This is a genomic window from Sorangium sp. So ce726 (assembly GCF_051521405.1).
GTDB lineage: Bacteria > Myxococcota_A > Polyangia > Polyangiales > Polyangiaceae > Sorangium.
Window position 1 is genome coordinate 6,318,706 of the sequence record NZ_CP150349.1, and the last position, 18,290, is coordinate 6,336,995.

Below are 18,290 nucleotides of genomic sequence, written 5' to 3' on the forward strand. Positions count from 1 at the left end.
TACGGTCGACAGCGAGTGCGCTGCTTCCTACATACGCTTCTACGCGACGTCCTTCCTACGTGAAATCGCTCTGGCACTCGTAACTCTTCAACATCACCTCCAGCGCCCGGCGAGCCGCTTCGCGATCGAGCCACTGGAGCGCGGGTAGCATCGCGCCGGCAATCGGGCCATCTTGCTCCGTCTCTACCGTAGGCCATCTACCGTAGGCCATCGCGGAGCGCACGCCCAGTTCTGGTCGATGGGTTGCTTCCGATGAATCCGTCACGACCTGAGTGCTGTTGCGACGGAGCACGAGCAACCGCAAGACGAATCCCAGAGCGCCGTTCCCGACAGCTGTACGCATCAGTCTGCGACGAGCGCTTCCGGCGCAACGACGAGCAGTCCTGCCCGGTAGCAGTGCCGGTCGATTCGTGTGGAGATCACGGCTTGGTCGCTCGTAGCGCGCGGAGGATGGTCGGGAGGTCGTCGTGGTTCTGGTAGGGTACGACCTGTACATTGAAGTCGCGCTGCCAGCGATCGCGATCGCTCGGGCTCGGGTTCGCCATCAGCGCATAGTGCGTACGCGCAGCTGCGCCAAAGGCACGATCGTTAAGTTCAAAGACGAGATCGAGGTCGAGTGGGTCGTTGATACCATACCCAACCAGCAGAAAGGTAAACGTCTGCAGCAGGTAACTCATAGCATATCGATAGGGAACACATGCCACCGCATTCGCGTATTCACTATGCGTAAGGACAACAGTATCACCGCGCTCAGCGGTGCCGTGAATCTTGAAGAGCACCTTACGCACTTCCTGAATATCCGAATGCGCATCATCGGACTCTCGCCATGTATAGAGTGCTCGAACGGGGGGACCTTCGACGGCTTCGAGGAGCTGATCGTAGTTGGTTGTCACGAGGACGTCGATATCCAACTCGGTGAGTGCACGATGAACATCGCCCGGCGCCGCGCTCTGCGGCCGGAAGACAGCGCTAATCGCGGCTCGGTACTTACGAACTTCGCCGAGCGCCTGCTTCACCAAGTCGAGGGCAGACAACATCATCTTGAGCGAGATATGCCCGTCCCCGAGGACGCTGCGCATACCGTCGATCTGCTTGGGCGACAGCGTGCCATACTTCTCAACCTGCACAAGCAGCCGCTCGGACAGTTCGTTCCAACGCGGGAAATTCCCCTGGACGTCACGTGCCATGGACAGGCCCGAGCCGAAGAGCACGGCAAGCCTGTTCTGCCGGTAAGCTTCGACGAGGCCGGCCGGGAACAAGACTCTGGGAACGGCGACAGGGGGAGGACGGCCGGCTACGGCGGTGGAGGCGGTAGGGCCGAGGTCGATGATTTCACGCGGAGTGCGAGGGATCCAGGTTCCCTGGGCGGCGGCATCTTTCGCGCCGTGAATGGCCCACGTGAAGTCGCGATTGGGGAACGTCTGTTGGAGTTGTTCAACTGCGGCGACGGCCTCTAAGGTGCCTCGCGACGTCAACTCGCCGAGAAGCGAGTTTCGAAGCTCAGCCACCATGTGTCGCGAAGTGATTTCATGAATCTCACCCTGCGGGTCCAGTGGGTCACTATCGCGTGAAAAGTGTCGCTCGATCCACACATAGATCGACGTTACATCGGGAATCGACAGACACTTACCCCAGGCGCTGGAATGCCGACGGTCGATCTCTTTCACGAATGTGAGAAATACTTCCTCCCCGAAGGCGGGATCCGCCTCGAGAAGAGGACGCACGGCGGGCCAGCCATTCTTGGGGTTAAAAGCCATGAGCGCATGGGCTGCCGCATGCGCGCGAAGCCGTCCAGGACCACACTCGGGAACCGGACCGTTCAGGATCGCCACCGCCGTGTCCGTTGAGCCCTCGACCCCATGCACGATCAACTCGTCGAGCAGTTCGCCGAAAAATCGAGGTTTCAGATCCGGACGTCGTACGTACTCGAGCAAGAAACGCCCGAGGTCCGCATCCCAGCACGCTTCCATCTGGCGAAGACGGAATGGGTAACCGTGCTTGCGATGATCCTCATCGAGCAGAACGCGCAGCACATCCCGCACGCGCTCGGGCTCGGTCCGATAGGCGCGCGATACGACTCGCTGGCTTTGCGCGCCCGCGTTTAGTGCGAAGGCAAGAGTGATAGCGCTCCAGTTCGCCCAAACGGCGACTGCATGCTCGTCGAGCCACACGGAATCAAGCACATCGAGCAGGCAGATGTATCTGTAACCGGCAGCAGCTGGATGATACAAAACCGATTTACCAAGCCACTCACTCGATCGCTCGCTGGCGCATAACAGATATTTACGACCGACATCGACAATACGGCTCCGCGTCTCTTCATCAGCGCGTTGCCAGCCGGGAAAACTCCTAAGTTCCTCGCCACGCAAATCTCGATGGGATTCACCTTTAGGATCTACCGCAAGCAACAACTGCAGTCTCCACCCAGCATCGACATCGCCCTGACCAAACCGTCGCAAGCAACCCTGGATGCGCCTCTGCACACGCGGAACTCTTCGGGATATGCGCGGCTTTAACCGAAAGCGACCACGAAATTTGCGAGACTGACGATGCTCGCGTCGCATCCACCGGGACAGGGCTGACCCGAGTTCAACCTCCTTAACGAGCCATGGCATTGCCAGACGGATCTCGTCGAGCTCGTCCAATGCTCCAAGAATAGGATTCGCGATTTCAAATGTCCAATTCGAGAGTACTACAACTTGCCTCAAGATAGCAGACCAATGCCCACGCTCTACCGGCGTCGCTCCGGCGCGGAGTCGCTCGATGACCCAGGGCACGTCCTTTGCGAGGATAAATCCGTGATGAACGATCGAGAACGTATCGTGCGGCCCCCAGGGCAACAAGGCGACCATAGCGGTTGCGAGCAGATGTCGCCGAGCGTCGTCCCGCGCTGGATCGGGGGTGTCGTCGTCGCGATGACCGCGACGCTCGAAGATACCGTCGTAGACCGCCAGACGCCGAACCACGGCTTGCGCGAGAAGCACACGCACCTCGGCGTCTTCGACGCTCTCCCAAGCCATTCGAAGAATCTTGTCAAGCAGGTCGGCTAGCTCCAGCGGTGTCTCACGGCGTGAGGGCAACCCCATAGTCCAGCGGAGCGCCTCCGGTAGCGCTGCTGGAGGCAACGTTTCGTTCAGTATATCCAGGAAGTGCCCATAAGCCCCACCATAAGAGTGCCTTTGCGATGGCATCAAATTAGCAAATACATCGGCCGCGGCGATATCGTTCGGCCAGAGAGCCAACAACGCATATCCCTTCAGCTCGTTTTCCGGGTCTGCCTCGTGATCGCCACCAAGGAGCGGCAAGAGCCGTCTGTTGGTTTCCCGCGAACCGATACGCACAAGCGTTCGCGCAGCCGATATACGGATTTCCTTGTCGTCGCTTCCATCAAGCACCACATCCACTGCTGCGTCTTGGAGCGCGACCACCTTGCATACGTCCATGAACTCCAGCGCCGCCCACCGGGCCATGGAGTAGCGGTCACGCCCGGTGATGTAAGGATGAAGCTGGTCGGCGAGCCCGGCATGCTCGAGGCGCGCCAGAAGCTCACGTCGGTGCAGGATCGTCCTGATTGACATCACTCGCCGGTCGAGCTTTTCCAGCAGAGTTTGAACCAATGCCTCGCGCTCCGCGTTCCCTGCCAGCGCGAAGTCGCTCGCAAGGAGCGGTTCGGGATCCGTAACGAGCATGCGCTGGAAGAACTCCTTATTCATGCTTGCCAGCCACGCCACCGTCTCGCGCAGCGCCGGGACCACGCGTCCCATCGCTCCGTTCGAGACTTGGACAACCAGTTGCTCCGTCGATAGCCCTCGCTCATGCAGAAACCGAGCGGTCAGGAACTCGGCATATGTCTGATGGGCCCACCCGATCCGGTCGCTGCCGCGCGGCGCAAACAAGCTGCTCACGTTGAGCACCTCTTCGAGCGCCTCGGTATCCACCGTTACCTGGCCGGACGCGCTCGGCTCGGGGGCCCCAGCGAGGTCTTCGAGCGTGACGGCCTCCGGCGGCATGGTTCCGAGATCCAGGCCCGTGAACACGACGCTTCGACGTCCCAGGACGCAGACCGCCGCGATCCGGGAGGCGATCGCCATGCGCTCCAAACCTCGCAGCTTCTCGGTACGGCGTGCTCCCCGGCGCGATTTGCTCGACTCTTCGCAGAGGATCCGGCATCCCTTCTCATACAATTCCAGTCGCGTGCTCGGCAGCTTCCTGCACCGCCGGTACTCGTCGAGCATGAAGCCCAGCGTTATCGGCTTGACGGCCAGTGATCCGGCGTCCACCCGCGCGATCTCTGAGATGAATCCGGCCGCATCCTTCCCTGCTGCCAGTTCGACGTCGCTCTGCCGCAACGGCGCCAGCGCATGGAAGGTCGCCTGCGGTTCTTCTCCCTGCGGCTTCCACAGGAGCGGGAGTTGTTCGTCGAGCATGGAGGGCCATTCCGCTGTGCGGCACACGATGCGCAGCCGCAAGGAGTCGAGTGGCCCGGACCGGATCTGGTCGATGAGCTGCGACGCAACCTCGTATGCTCCCAGCGGATGCTCGTCGAGGCTGTCGAGGACGAGGGTGAGCGCGATGCGATCCGCGAGCCACTGCTTGAATGCCTCCGTCGCGAAGATCTGCTTCTCCAGATCGGGATGCCACCGACAGTCGACGTGGAGCAGCGTCGTGAAGTGCTCTGCACGAAGGCCGGATACATAGGCACCAACCGCATACGACTTCCCGCTCCCGGGCTCTCCGAGAAGCGCGACGCACGGCCTATCCTCGAGCTGCTCCAGCGTCCGCGCCTGCGGGTTCATATGTCGCCCATACATTCCCTCGGGATCCGCTAGGTACCCCCGTCCATCCAGCACGGGCTTCGTGTCGCGCGGAATCCAAAACCGCGTCCACGGAATGTCTATTTCCCCGTGCATACCCGCCATCACCCGCCTTCCCCTGCGCTCATTAACTGTCGCCCACGTTGCGTCATGAGCCCGATGGATTCTCGCCGCCTGGTGCTCGCCCCCAAATTAAAAAGCGGCTCTAAGGAGGCGTACGACCCGATCGAGCTCGACAACAGGAATCGCCGGCGGCATCGGCGACCCGTCGGCCATCCCTACGACGGCAGCACCCGGAGCCGCCCGCGCTGCGCCGCTGCGTCGCGCCCGCCCGCCTCGGCCGGACGCGGCGGCGCGGGCCGCGCCACGGCCTGCGGCCACACCGAGAAGTCCTCCGGGAGCGGCCCCGGGAGCGCTGGCTGCGCCGTCCGCTCCAGGAGCTGGAAGTCGCAGCGCGCGACGAGATCGAGCGGGAGCCCCTTGCCCGGCCCGCCCTTCGCGAACCACGCGCGCGCCGCCTGCACGTTGCGGATGAGCACGGCGTGCTGCGGGTCGCGCTTCGCGGCCGCCGTGAAGTGGTCCTGCATCGCCTGCCAGTCGCGCCGGCCCGCCGCGACGCACGCGAGCGCGTTGAGCGCGAGCCCCGGCAGCGGATGGCCGAGCTCCAGCGCGCGCGCGGCGTGCCGCTCCGCGAGGTCGAGCTGCCCCGCGTCGAGGTAGGCGACGCCGAGCTCCAGGTGCGCCGCGTGGTGATCGCCGAGCCGCTCGAGGATCGCCAGGCGCTCCCCCACCCCTTCGCGGTAGACCTCGCGCAGCCCCTTGTTCTGCTCGAACCAGGCGCTCATCAGCGCGGTGTCCTCCTCCGAGGCGTCGAACGGCGTCTTGAGCTCCTGAAAGTCGCCGCGGAAATAGACGTCGCGCTCCAGCCAGCCGGCCGCCTCGGCGTCGTCGAAGTCACGCGTGCCGGGGTAGATGGACAGGCACGAGAAGATGTACTGGTGCGGCCTCGCCGCCTCCAGGAACGCGAGCGTCTCCCGGAACGTCTCCGCCGTCTCGCCGCGGTTGCCGAGCATCATGTAGTAGCGGACCTGGATCCCGTACTTCTTCGCGAGCTCGGTCGACTCGATGATCTTCTTGACCGTGATCTTCTTGTCGATGTTCTTCAGGATGGACGGCGAGCCCGACTCGACGCCGAGGCTCAGGCGCTGGCAGCCGGCGAGGCGCATCTCGCGGAGCAGCTCCTCGCCGAGCACGTCGACGCGCGTGTCGCAGCTCCACAGGAAAGAGATCTTCCGATCGCGGATGCCGCGGCAGATCTCGATGACGCGCTTGCGGTTCGTCGTGAAGGTGTCGTCCTTGATCTGGACCATCTTCACCGGCAGCTTCGCCACGGCGGCCTCGATGGAGTCGAGCACGTAAGGCACCGACTGACCCCGGAAGCCGCGGCCCCAGGTCGCCTCGGCGCCGCAGAACGTGCACGCCCAGGCGCAGCCGCGCGAGGTCATCACGATGTGCGTGGCGAAGTGGTCGTGCGGCGACGCGAGCGCGTCGAGCTCCTCGATCGCGGGCCGGGGCGGGCCGAGCTCGACCCGGCCGTCGACGCGGTAGGCCGTGCCGGCGACGCCGAGCGCGGGCCGGCCGGCCTCGAGGCGCTCGAGGAGCTCGAGGAACGAGTGCTCGCTCTCGCCGAGCGTCACCGTGTCGATCTCCGGGTGGTGCCGCAGCATCTCGGCCGCGAGCGGGGTCGCGTGCGGCCCGCCGACGACGATGTGCGCGCCGGGGTGCAGCCGCCGGATGCACCGGGCGGTGAGCGCCACGCCGCGCCGGTTGGCGGTCCAGCACGACAGGCCGAACACGTCCGCGCCGAGCTCGCGCACGACCCGCTCGACCTGCGAGAACGGGTACGACGAGAGGTTCAGCACCTTCACCTGGTGGCCCGCGCGGATGGCCTGCGCGCCCAGCGAGAAGAGCCCGTACGGGGTCTGGTGGAAGTCCGGGTCGAGGTCACCCTCGCGGTACTCGGCCGGCGGGCCGTCCCCGCTCGTGTCGGGCGCCTCCCCGGGCGCGGGGATCTTCCAGGGCGGTGGGTAGAGCAGCGCGATGCGCATCGATCCTGCCTTTCCGGTGCCGTCGGTCACGCGGGCGCGGCGCCGCGCTCGCTCCGCGCGCCGCCCGCGCCGTCCGCGTCGATGCGGCGCGCGCGTGCGATCCGGGCATAGAGCTCGGCGCTCGGCCGGGGGCTGCGCTCCTGGGTCACGCGGTCGACCTCGACCAGCCCGAAGCGCGGGGCGTACCCCTCGGCCCACTCGAAGCCGTCGAGCAGCGACCAGTGCATGTACCCGCGCACGTCGACGCCGCGCTCGATCGCCCGCGCGACCTCCGCGAGGTGCCGCACGAGGAACCGCGGGCGCTGGTCGTCGTCAGCGTCGGCGATGCCGTTCTCCGTGATGTAGATCGGGACCCGGGCGCGGGGCCACCAGGCGTCGAGCACGTAGCCGAGCCCCTCGGGGTAGATCTCCCAGCCGAGATCGCTGACCTCCGCCCCCTCGGGGACGAGCCGCCGGAGGAACCCCGCGCGCGCGTGGGCCGGCGAGAAGCGGACCAGGTCGCGGCTGTAGTAGTTCACGCCGAAGAAGTCGTGCAGGCCGCTGTCGCAGACGGCGCGCGCGAAGGCGTCGTTGAACAGCCGCTCGAACAGGGCCGCCCACATGCGGTCGGCGAGCCGCCCGAACCGCTCCGGCTCGATGACGCGCAGGTGGTGCGCCACGCCGACCGAGACGGAATGCCCTCGCCGGCCCGCGGCCTCGTGCATGGCGCGGTACATGGCGGCGTGGGCGCGGAAGAGGTTCTGGTGGGCGCGCACCGCCTCGACGGGCGAGCTCCGCGCCGGCGGCCAGACGCCGAGCAGGTGGGCCTGCAGGGCGAGCATGTTGGGCTCGTTGATGGTGACCCAGAGCTGGCACAGGTCGCCGAGCGCCTCGACGGCGCGCTCGGCGAAGCGCGAGAGGAGCGCCGGCAGATCCTGCGAGAGCAGGCCGCCCCGCTGCGCGACCCAGCGCGGCAGGGTGACGTGATGGACGGTGACCATCGGGGTGATCCCGGCGTCCCGGTGCGCGCCGAGCACGTCCCGGTAGTGGTCCCACGTGGCTGGATCGAACTCGCCCGGCTCCCGCTCGACGCGGGCCCACTCGATGGAGAGCCGGTGCGCCCCCATACAGAGCCGCGCCTGGAGCGCGACGTCCTCGCGGAAGCGGTGCAGCTGGTCGCACGCGTCGTCCGGCGTATCGCCGCCGCGGACGCGCCCCGGCTCGCGAGCGAACGCGGCCCAGTCGCTCTGCGCGCAGTGCCCCTCGACCTGTGTGGCGGAGGCGGCAGTGCCGAACAGGAACCCGTCCGGGAAGCGCAGATCCTCACCCATGAGCGCGCATCCTACGCGAACTCGCGCCGGGCGGCTGCCTTCCGGAGCAGCCGTGCGTTTGCTCCACGGGCCGGGCGCCGGTACGCTCGGCCCGGTGTGCGCGGCGCGGTGCGTAGATCCGGGGGGCGCGCGCCGCCGAGCGCGCGCCCTCGCCGCCGCCTGGCTCGCCGCGGCGGTGCTGCACGGGGCCGCGCTGGCCTGGGCGGACGGGGTCGGCTGGGCGACGGCCCAGGCCGCCGAGCTGACGCGCCAGGCCGAGGTCCGCGCCGCGGCCGGCGAGGCCGATGTGGCGCTGCAGCGGTACCTGGAGGCGGTCCGCTTCGACGCGACCTACGGCCCGGCGTACCTCGGGCTGGGCGCGCTGTACGAGCGGGCGGGCGATCCGCGCGAGGCGGAGCGCGCGTACACCGTGGGGCTGGACCACGTGAGCGGCTTCGTCGAGGGCCACCGCGCCCGGGCGGCGCTGCGGTCGCGCGAGGGGCGGCGCGAGGAGGCGATCGCCGACCTGGAAGCGGCGGCGGCGCTCCGCGGCGACGACGGCAAGCTGCTCCAGGAGCTCGCGGCCGCATACGTGGCGGCGGGCGCGCTGCCGGCGGCGCTCGGCGTGGCGCGGCGGCTCTCGGCGCTCGCCGCGCGGAACGGCGATCGCGCCCTCACGGCCGCGGCGACGACGCAGGCGCGCGCGCTGTCGGTGCTGGTCGGCGAGGCCGATCCCGTGCGCGCCGGCGGCGCCGATCGCGGCCCGGTCCGGCGCGCGCTCGCGCGGTACGCCACGACGCCTGCGCGGGGGAACGCCGCGGATCGGCGGCGCGAAGGGCGGTGATGCCACGACGCCAGCCCGGCGGCCGTATCGGCCACGGGGAGCGGCCAGCGGCGCGGCTCGCTTGACCTCCTATCGGACGGGCCGCATACGGCTGGAATCCCATGTCCCTCCGCGTCCCGCTCGGCATCGACGACTTCCGAAAGCTCCGCGAGTCCGGGCTGGAGTACGTCGACAAGTCCCACCTCATCCTGGAGCTCGTCGACAAGGGAGGCGTCGAGGTCGTCCTCCTCCCCCGCCCCCGGCGGTTCGGCAAGACGCTGAACCTGTCGATGCTGCGCTGGTTCTTCGAGAAGCGGCAGGAGGACCTGTCCCACCTGTTCGAAGATCTCTCGGTATGGCGGGCCGGAGAGCGCTATCGCGAGCACTTCCAGCGGTATCCCGTCATCTACCTGACGCTGAAGGGAGCGAAACAGGAGACGTTCGAGCGCTGCTGGGCTGCCCTGCGAGAGAAGATCGTCGAGCTCTACAACCAGCACCGCCACGTGCTCGACAGCGGCCAGCTCGGTGAGGTGGAGCAGCGCCGGTACAAGGAAGTGCTGGACGGCACGGCGTCCGAGGCCGTGTATGGCCGGGCGCTGCTGGATCTGTCGAGCCACCTCCACCGCCTCCATGGCGAGCGCGTCGTGATGCTCATCGACGAGTACGATGAGCCCATCCACGCCGGGTATCTGCACGGTTATGCGCCGAGGATCCTCGACTTCGTGCGCACGTTCCTCACCGAGGGGCTGAAGGGCAATCCGCACCTCCACAGGGCCGTCCTCACCGGCATCCTCCGGGTGGCGCGCGAGAGCATCTTCTCCGGGCTCAACAACGTGGTCGCTTATTCGCTCCTCCGATCGGACTTCAACACCTGCTTCGGGTTCACGGAGGCCGACGTGGAGGCGCTGCTCGAGAAGGCGGGGCGGCGCGGCCTGCTGGAGGTGATCCGCGCCTGGTACAATGGCTACGACTTCGGCGGCGCGGTCATCTATAACCCCTGGTCGATCCTCAGCTTCCTCGAAGGGCAAGACCAGGATCCGCTCCCCTTCTGGCTCGGCACGAGCTCCAACGATCTCATCCAGAAGGTGATCGAGGAGCACGCCGTGACGCTGCAGCCCGCGCTGGAGGTGTTGATGGAGGGAGGCGAGCTCGAGCGCGTGCTCGACGAGAACGTCGCCATCGGCGACCTCGCGCAGAACGAAGATGCGCTGTTCGGGCTGCTGGTCTTCTCGGGATACCTGCGCGCCGAGAAGCGCTCGCGCGGCCACGGGGAGCAGCCCGCGCACGCCCTGAAGATCCCGAACCGCGAGGTGCGGCTGCTCTATACGGGCACGTTCCGCCGCTGGGCGGAGGCGCGGCTCAGGCGGCAGGGCAGCAGCATGCAACGGCTCCTCGCCGCGCTCCTCTCGGGCGACGCGGCGGGGTTCGAGGCGGAGCTCCAGGCTTTCGTCGCCGGCGTGCTCTCGTACCACGACGCGACGAGGGTCGATCCGGAGGCGGTCTATCACGGCTTCGTCGCCGGCCTGCTCGCGGCGCTCGAGCCGGGCCATCAGGTGCGCTCCAACCGCGAGTCCGGGCAAGGGCGGCCCGACGTGATGATCCGGCCGGCGCAGCCGGGCCGGCCTGGCGTCGTGCTCGAGCTCAAGGTCGCCCGCGCGCCGCGGGTCAGCCTCGATCAGGCGCTCGACGAGGCGCTGGCGCAGATCCGGGCGCGCGACTACGCCGCCGAGCTCCGCGCGAGCGGCGCCGCGCCCATCTATGCGCTGGCCGTCGCGTTCGACGGCAAGGTCGTCCGCGTCCGGTCGGGCGAGCCCGGATAACCGGGCTCGCCTGCGGCGGGCGGCCCCGGACGGGGCAGATTGTCACGATCGCCCCACCGCTCGAGGAGCAGCGCGCCGCGGATGCGGGCGGCGCGCCGGAGCCGGATCTCCCGGCGATGTCCGCTGGCACCTCGGTTGCTGCGCCCTCCGCGCCGCGGTTGCACGCGCAAGCTGGCACGGGATCGGCACGGACACGCGGCGTCCAGGACCTCGGCCATCTCTGCAGAGCGCGGCGGCCTGCGCCTCTCGGCCGGCCGGCGCGCCGCCCCCCTGAAGGGAGAAAGCGAGAACCCATGAAGGCGGTAGTGTTTCACGGCATCGGCGACATCCGCATGGACGACGTCAAGGAGCCGAAGATCAAGGAGCCGAGCGACGCGATCCTCCGGATCACGGCGAGCGCCATCTGCGGGACCGATCTCCACTTCGTCCGCGGCACGATGCCGGGGATGGTGCCGGGCACGGTCCTCGGCCACGAGGCGGTCGGCGTCGTCGAGGAGCTCGGCGCCGACGTGCGGAACCTCAAGAAGGGCGATCGCGTCGTCGTGCCCTCGACGATCGCGTGCGGCTATTGCTCGTACTGTCGCGCCGCGTACTACGCGCAGTGCGACAACGCGAACCCGAACGGCAAGCACGCGGGCACGGCGTTCTTCGGCGGCCCCGCCATGTCGGGCCCGTTCGATGGGCTGCAGGCCGAGCTCGCGCGCATCCCCTTCGCCGGCGTCGGCCTCGTCAAGCTGCCAAGCGGCGTCAGCGACGACCAGGCCATCCTGCTCTCCGACATCTTCCCGACGGCGTACTTCGGCGCCGAGCTCGCCGAGATCAAGCCCGGGGACACGGTCGCGATCTTCGGCTGCGGCCCCGTCGGCCTGTTCACGATCGCGAGCGCCAAGCTCATGGGCGCGGGGCGCATCATCGCCGTCGATCGCGTGCCCGACCGCCTCGAGATGGCGCGCGAGCAGGGCGCCGAGACCGTCGACTTCTCCGCCGAGGACCCGATCGAGGCCATCCTGCGCCTCACCGGCGGCATCGGCGTGGACCGCGCCATCGACGCCGTGGGCGTCGACGCCGAGCGCCCGCATGAAGGCCCCGCCCACAAGGAGGCGAAGCAGCAGGCCAAGGCGTTCGACCTCGAGGTCAAGCAGATCGCCCCCAACGCGCGAACGACGGGCGACGCCTTCCGCGCCGGCGACGGGCCGTCTCAGGTGCTGCAGTGGGCCGTCCGGTGCGTCGCCAAGGCGGGGACCATCGCGGTCATCGGCGTCTATCCGCAGACGTCGCGCACGTTCCCCATCGGAGAGGCCATGAACAAGAACCTCACCCTCCAGATGGGCAACTGCAATCACCGGAAGTACATCCCGAAGCTCGTGGACCTCGTGCAGACCGGCCAGGTGGATCCCACCGCGATCCTCACCAAGAAAGCGCCTCTGGAGTCGGCGATCGACGCCTACAAGGCCTTCGATCGGCGAGACGCCGGGTGGGTGAAGGTCGAGCTCCGCCCGTCGCGGGCGGGGGCGCCTGCCCACCTGGACCGCGCCGTCGCGTAGCCCGGCGCCGCCTGCTCAAGGCGGCGCGCGGCGCCCGCCCGCCCCCTGCAAGCGGCGCTCAGCTCGGCAGAACGCTCGGATCGACGGTGCGCGGCGGCCCGGCGCGCGGCAGCTCGACGATGAACGTGGCGCCGGCGCCGGGCGCGCTCTCTACGCGGATCGAGCCGCCGTGCGCCTCCGCGATCCTGCGGCTGATGTACAGGCCGAGCCCCAGCCCGCCGTAGTGCCGGTTGGAGACGGCGCGCTCGAAGCGCTCGAAGATCCACTCCTGGCACGCCGGATCGATGCCTATCCCGTGATCCCTGACCGAGAGCCACGCTATCCCGGCCTCCTCGCCGAGGGCGACCTCGATGGGCTTGCCCGCGCCGAACTTGATCGCATTGGCGAGCAGGTTCGTCACGATCTGATCGACGCGAGAGCGATCCCAGCGGCCCACGATCCGCTCGCCGTCCCGGAGCCAGGCCGAGCACCCGGCGCGCTCCAGATCGTGCCTGAACCGCGCGAGCACGTCGCGGGCGACCTCCCTGAGGTCGACCTCCACGACGCTGAGCCTCAGCCGAGCCGCGTTGATCTGCGAGACGTCGAGCAGCTCGCTGTTCAGGCGGGTCAGGCGCGCTCCCTGCCGCAGCGCGCGGTCGACCTGCCTGCCCATGGCGCGCGGGTCCCAGATCCGACCCGACCGGATGGCCCGATCCATCGCCTCGAGCGTGAGCGTGAGCGACGTCATCGGCGTGTTGAGCTCGTGCGTCGCCACGGTCAGGAACTCGTCCCGCATCCGGACGGCCTCCTGGGCAGCACGGTAGAGCCGCGAATTGTCGATCGCCATCGCCGCCCGGCGCGCCATTTCCTGCACGAACTCGAGATCGGCGCCCCCGTAGCGGCGCCCCGGCACGGACGAGACGACGTTCAGCGCCCCGAGCGGCTGTCCCCGCGTCACGAGCGGCACGGTGATGGAGCTCTGTGACCCGAGCTCGCGGAGGAGCCTCGCGTGCCCGTCGTCCTCGGCGTATCGCCGGAGGACTTCGTCCGAGATCTCGGGGAGCAGGATCGGCTCACAGTCCCTGAGGACGCGGGCCGTCGGGTGGGGCGAATCCCGGCCAGGAGGGTATCGCCGTCGTAGCTCCCCGAGCAAAGGCTGCTTCGCAGGATCTCTGTGGGCCGAGGCCGCAGGCCGGGTCTCTCCACCGTCGACGACATCGATGATGCACCAGTCGCACAGCGATCGCACCGACAGCCGCGCGAGCCGCGACAGCGTCTCCCCATAATCGAGAGACCCGGAGAGGATCTCCCCGGCCTCGGCCAGGAAGGCCGCGCGCCGCACGGCCGTCTCTGCCGCGGTCCGCGCGGACTGCTCCTTCGAGAGGAGCCGCGCGTTCTCCAGGGAGATCGCCGCCTGCGAGGCGAGGAGCGAGAGGGCGGTGAGCCTTTCCTGCGTGAACGCGCCGGCGAGGAGGTTGTTCTCGAGGAAGAGCAGGCCCACCACCTCGGCCCGCCTCAGGATGGGCATGCAGAGGAGCGATTTGGGCCGATTCCGCGCGAAGTAGACGTCGCCGGAGAACCTGCCCGCATCGGCGGCCGCGTCGTGCAGGATGACCCGCTCCTCGGTCCGCCACACGTAGTCGACAAGCGACAAGGGGAGGCGCTGAGAAGACGCCACCGGCCCCGACTCGAGGGTGCTCACCACCGCCCTTCCCTCCTTGAGCGCGGCCTCCGCTTCGATCGAGAGCGTTCCGTCCTGACTCAGGAGGATGCAGGCCCGCTGGGCGCCGCCCTGCTCGAGGACGACCTCGAGCAGCGTGCGCAGGAGCCTGTCGAGGATGATCTCGCCCGAGATGGCTTGCGAGGCCTTGGTCACCGAGAGCAGGTCGATCTGCTCGGGTCGAGCCGCGAAGGTGGCGGTGAACGGCGTGGGCCTCGGCTCGCGGAGGTGCGGATTCTCCCTGTCGAGCTGCGCCACCTTGCCGTCGGCGCCCCAGCGGGCGTAGCAGGTCCGCGCGTCGCCCAGGTAGGTGTCGGCGAACCTGTCGAGCCCCCGCGCTCGGTAGAACCGAGACGCGACCTCGCATGCGACCGCCTCGTTGTGGACGAAGCCGCTGGCGCGCGCCGAGCGGATGGCCTCTTCGTAGAGGCGCTCGGCGTCGAGGTGCCGGTCCTCGATGCGCGCGATCTCGGCGGCGACCAGCGCCGCGCGGTTCCCGAAGTTCTCGGGACAGTTCATCGCCCAGCGCTCGAGCTGCTGGTGGTGGGCGATGATGGCATCCCAGTGCCGGCAGCGCTCGTCGGCGCTCGCCGCGTCGTGGTGTGCTGCCCGCGCGAGCGCGGCATAGAAATGGTACTCCGCCGCCTCGAAGAAGGACGCTGACGACCCGACGAGCTGCGCTGCCTGCGATGCTGCCTCGACGGCGGCGGCGTGGTCGTCCGCGTAGAAGCGCGCTTGCAGCTTGCGGATCCAGTACCAGCATGCGGCGAGCGTCAGCGCGGGATCGCTCATGAGGTGCTGCTCGAACCGGCCCTCGTCGAACTCCGCGTCATTGAACGTGGAGAAGTCCGGCGAGAGGCCCCGGAGCGTCCGGATGAGCCGCCGGTTTCCGGTGTAGAGGTCGATGATGAGGTGGAACCTCGCCCTCCGCGCGAATTCGAGCTCGTTCTCGGCTTCGCGCTGCACCTCGTCGAGCGGATCGCCGTCCGAGAGCAGGAGCGAGACCAGGGAGCTGCCGGCATAGGCCACATACGCGAGGTCGCCGGTCTCCTGCGCCACGTCGCGGGCGCGTCGCATGAGCTCGACGCTGGCGCGCAGGTGCCTCGTCCAGGGCAGGACCATGAACGCGAAGGTCGCGTAGACGCGGGCCTTGAAGCGGAGCAGCCCGTGCTTCTCCACCAGATCGAAGCCCAGCTTGCCGAAGCGGTACGCCGCCTGGTAGTCGCCGAAGCGCGGGCCGAGGCACGTGCTGAGGTAGACGTAGGCGAAGGACGAGGCGTCGCTGTTGCCATGCGCGATGCTGAGGTTCACGGCGCGACCCAGGATGAGGGCGAGCAGATTGGCATCGGTGAAGAGCGCTGGCGGGATGGTCGACGTGAGGACATCCACGGTCGCCCGCGAGACCGGATCGGTCATCGCGGGCAGATCGATGAGCGCCTCGATCGAGCGGCTCCCCAGGAGCTCCCATAGCCGCTCAAACTCCCGCTGGACCTCCTCGTCGGTCGGGTGCGGCGACCACGCGACGTCGACGCGCCGGAGGTATTCAAGGCACGCTTCGACAGCGCGATCGCTCCAGGTGAGGGTCGTGAAGAGCTCGACGCGCGCGCGCGCGACGGAGGCCGCGTCGACGAGATCCCGGGCGCGGCGCCAGAGCGCGGAGAGCCGCTCCTCCGCCGCCGGGGCGCCGGTGACAATCTCGCACTCGGCAAGGTGGAGCTCGATCGCGAAGGCGAGCTCGTACCGCGTGTCCCAGCCCTCACCTCCCAGGAGCTCGGCGCCGACCGTGAGATAGCTCCGCGCCGAGGCGTAAGCCGTGGCTCTCCTGGCGCGCTCGCCCGCGACGAGGTTGAGCTCGGCCACACGCTGACGCTCGTCCCGCGCCGTGATCAGCGCGGCGCCGCGGTTCAGCTGGTTCACGATCTCGAAGATCTTCTCCTCGATCTCCTCGGGCGGCGTCCGCGACGAGAGCAGACGGCCGATCCCGAGGTGCATCGCCGCCCGCTCGTCCTCGGGGATCAGCGAATAGGCCGCCTCCTGGACGCGGTCGTGGAGAAACTTGTACGCGCCGTCCGTGCGGACGACGAGCCCTGCGAGGACGGCCTCCCAGAGGACCGCGTGCAACACCCCCTCCGAGCGGCCATGGACCATCGCCAGGAACGCGACCTCTGCGGTGTTTCCCAGGCAGGCGAGCTGCTTCATTGCTTCCTGGGTGCTGGCAGGGAGCCGCATGAGCTTCCCGACCATCAGGGCCACCACGTTGTCGGTGAAGCCCTTGGCGCGGATCTTCGTGACGTCCCACCGCCAGGCGTCTGCGTAGACGTCGAACGCGATCAGGCGCTCCTCGTGGAGCGCCATGAGAAACTGGATCGCAAAGAAGGGGTTGCCGGCCGTCTTCTCGTGGACGAGATCCGAGAGCGGCGCGGCGTCCTCGCGGCTGCAGTGGAGCGTGTCGCTGACGAGCGCGGCGAGGTGCTCGCGGGAGAGCGGGGCAAGCACGATCTCCCGTACGCTCGCGCCTCCCTTCCGCATCTGATCGAGCGCCAGCATCAGCGGGTGGGAGCGGGTCACCTCGTTGTCGCGGTAGGCGCCGATGACGAGCAGACACCGCGTCTCGGGGTGCGTCATCAGGTCCTCGATGAGCCTGAGGCTCGCGGGATCGGCCCACTGGAGATCGTCGAGAAAGAGCGCGAGGGGGTGCTCCTTCCGGGTGAACACCCCGATGAAGCGCCGGAACACGACGCGAAACCGACTCTGCGCCTCGTTCGGCGGCAGCGGGGCGACCGGCGGTTGCCGCCCGATGACGAGCTCGACCTGCGGGATCACGTCCACGATGAGCTGTCCGTTGACCCCGAGGGCGGCGAGCAGCCGCTCCCGGACGGCCGCGCGCCGCTCCTCGCTCTCGGCGAGGAGCTCGAGCACCAGCTCCCGGAAGGCCTGGACGATCGTCGAGTACGGGATATCGCGCTTGTGCTGTTCGAACTTCCCCGAGAGGAAGAATCCACGCTCGCGGACGATCGGCTTGTGCAGCTCGCTCACCAGCGCAGACTTGCCGATCCCGGAATAGCCCGAGACCAGGAGGATCTCCGGGGCCCCCGTGCCGACCACGCGCTCGAACGCGGACATCAGCCCGGCGATCTCGTCGTCGCGCCCATAGAGCTTCTGAGGGATCTGGAAGAGGCCGGAGGCGTCACGCTCGGCCAAGGGGAACGGATCGAGCCTGCCGGTGGCCCGGAGCTCGGCCAGGCACCGCTCGAGGTCATGGTGAAGGCTGCTCGCGGTCTGGTAGCGATCCTCCGCCATCTTGGCGAGGAGCTTCAGGACGATCGTGGAGAGGATCTCAGGCAACTCCGGGACGAACGCGGAGGGCGGCTGCGGCTCGCGGGCGACATGGCAGTGCACCCACTCGGGTGGGTCCCGCGCCTCGAACGGCAGGCGCCCGGTGAGCATCTCGTAGAACGTCACGCCGAGCGCATAGAGGTCGGCGCGGCTGTCGATCGCCCGGTTCATGCGCCCTGTCTGCTCCGGAGACAGGTACGGCAACGAGCCCTCGATGAGCCGGGGAGGCCCCGCCGCCGGCTGCTCGCGGGAGAGGCGCGACGCGAGGCCGAAGTCGGTGAGCTTGACCTGGCCGGTGGCCGCGTTGACGAGGATGTTCTGGGGCTTGAGATCCTTGTGAAGGATGCCCCGCGCGTGGAGCGCCGCCACGCCGGCCGCGATACGGACCGCGAGGTCGAGGAACCGCTCGGCCTGCATCGGCGCGCCGATGAAGTGATCGAGCGACTCGCCGCCGAAATCCTCCATGACGAGCGCCGGCAGTCCCTCGTAGGTCTCGAGGGCCAGCGGCTTCACGATGGCCTCGTGGTCCAGCATCTTGCCGATCGCGTACTCGTTCTTCAGCCGCTCGACGTCCTGCGGGCGGCTGCGCTTCGGGTCGATGATCTTCAAGATCACCGAGCGGCCATCCGAGCGCCGGACCGCGCGGAGCACGCTGGTCCTCAGGCCCTCGTGGAGGGTCTCGACGATGGTGTATGGCGAGGCGGGGCTCATCTCCATGTCCATGGCGAGGACGCGCCCTCCCTGCACCTCGCCGGAGCCGACGCGCAGGGATCCCCGGGCTCACGTGCACGCCCGCCCGCGCGCTGAACCGCCCGCCGCAGGCAGGCGGAGGCGTCCGGCCCGCCGCGAGCATGACG

General features: G+C 68.4%; 7 protein-coding genes. 3 read left to right on the forward strand and 4 right to left on the reverse strand.

Annotation, left to right across the window (positions count from 1 at the left end; genetic code table 11):
- Positions 1–419: 419 nt before the first annotated feature.
- The 3 genes from WME79_RS23595 to WME79_RS23605 all read right to left on the reverse strand — a co-directional run bounded on the left by WME79_RS23595 (position 420) and on the right by WME79_RS23605 (position 8,232).
- Positions 420–4,796 carry an SIR2 family protein gene (locus WME79_RS23595; RefSeq protein ID WP_437539195.1) on the reverse strand — a complete coding sequence of 1,459 codons (4,377 nt, stop codon included), beginning with the start codon at positions 4,794–4,796 and terminating at the stop codon, positions 420–422.
- A 296-nt stretch (positions 4,797–5,092) separates the two neighbouring features.
- Entirely contained in the window at positions 5,093–6,922 is a 1,830-nt protein-coding gene (locus tag WME79_RS23600; RefSeq protein ID WP_437539197.1) for a radical SAM protein, read from the reverse strand.
- A gap of 26 nt (positions 6,923–6,948) precedes the next feature.
- The gene (locus tag WME79_RS23605; protein ID WP_437539199.1) at positions 6,949–8,232 is read right to left on the reverse strand and encodes a glycoside hydrolase family 1 protein; all 1,284 of its coding nucleotides are present in this window, start codon (positions 8,230–8,232) and stop codon (positions 6,949–6,951) included.
- A 52-nt stretch (positions 8,233–8,284) separates the two neighbouring features.
- Here WME79_RS23605 and WME79_RS23610 point away from each other — a divergent pair, with 52 nt between their 5' ends.
- The 3 genes from WME79_RS23610 to WME79_RS23620 all read left to right on the forward strand — a co-directional run bounded on the left by WME79_RS23610 (position 8,285) and on the right by WME79_RS23620 (position 12,398).
- Positions 8,285–9,055: a tetratricopeptide repeat protein gene (locus WME79_RS23610; RefSeq protein WP_437539201.1), complete on the forward strand. Its 771-nt coding sequence runs from the start codon at positions 8,285–8,287 to the stop codon at positions 9,053–9,055.
- 101 nt (positions 9,056–9,156) lie between these two features.
- Entirely contained in the window at positions 9,157–10,854 is a 1,698-nt protein-coding gene (locus WME79_RS23615; RefSeq protein ID WP_437539203.1) for an AAA family ATPase, read from the forward strand.
- A gap of 293 nt (positions 10,855–11,147) precedes the next feature.
- Positions 11,148–12,398 (forward strand): zinc-dependent alcohol dehydrogenase, encoded by a 1,251-nt coding sequence (locus WME79_RS23620; RefSeq protein WP_437539205.1) that lies wholly within the window; start codon positions 11,148–11,150, stop codon positions 12,396–12,398.
- A 58-nt stretch (positions 12,399–12,456) separates the two neighbouring features.
- Here WME79_RS23620 and WME79_RS23625 read toward each other — a convergent pair whose 3' ends face one another.
- Positions 12,457–18,144 carry a sensor histidine kinase gene (locus tag WME79_RS23625; RefSeq protein ID WP_437539207.1) on the reverse strand — a complete coding sequence of 1,896 codons (5,688 nt, stop codon included), beginning with the start codon at positions 18,142–18,144 and terminating at the stop codon, positions 12,457–12,459.
- Positions 18,145–18,290: the final 146 nt, after the last annotated feature.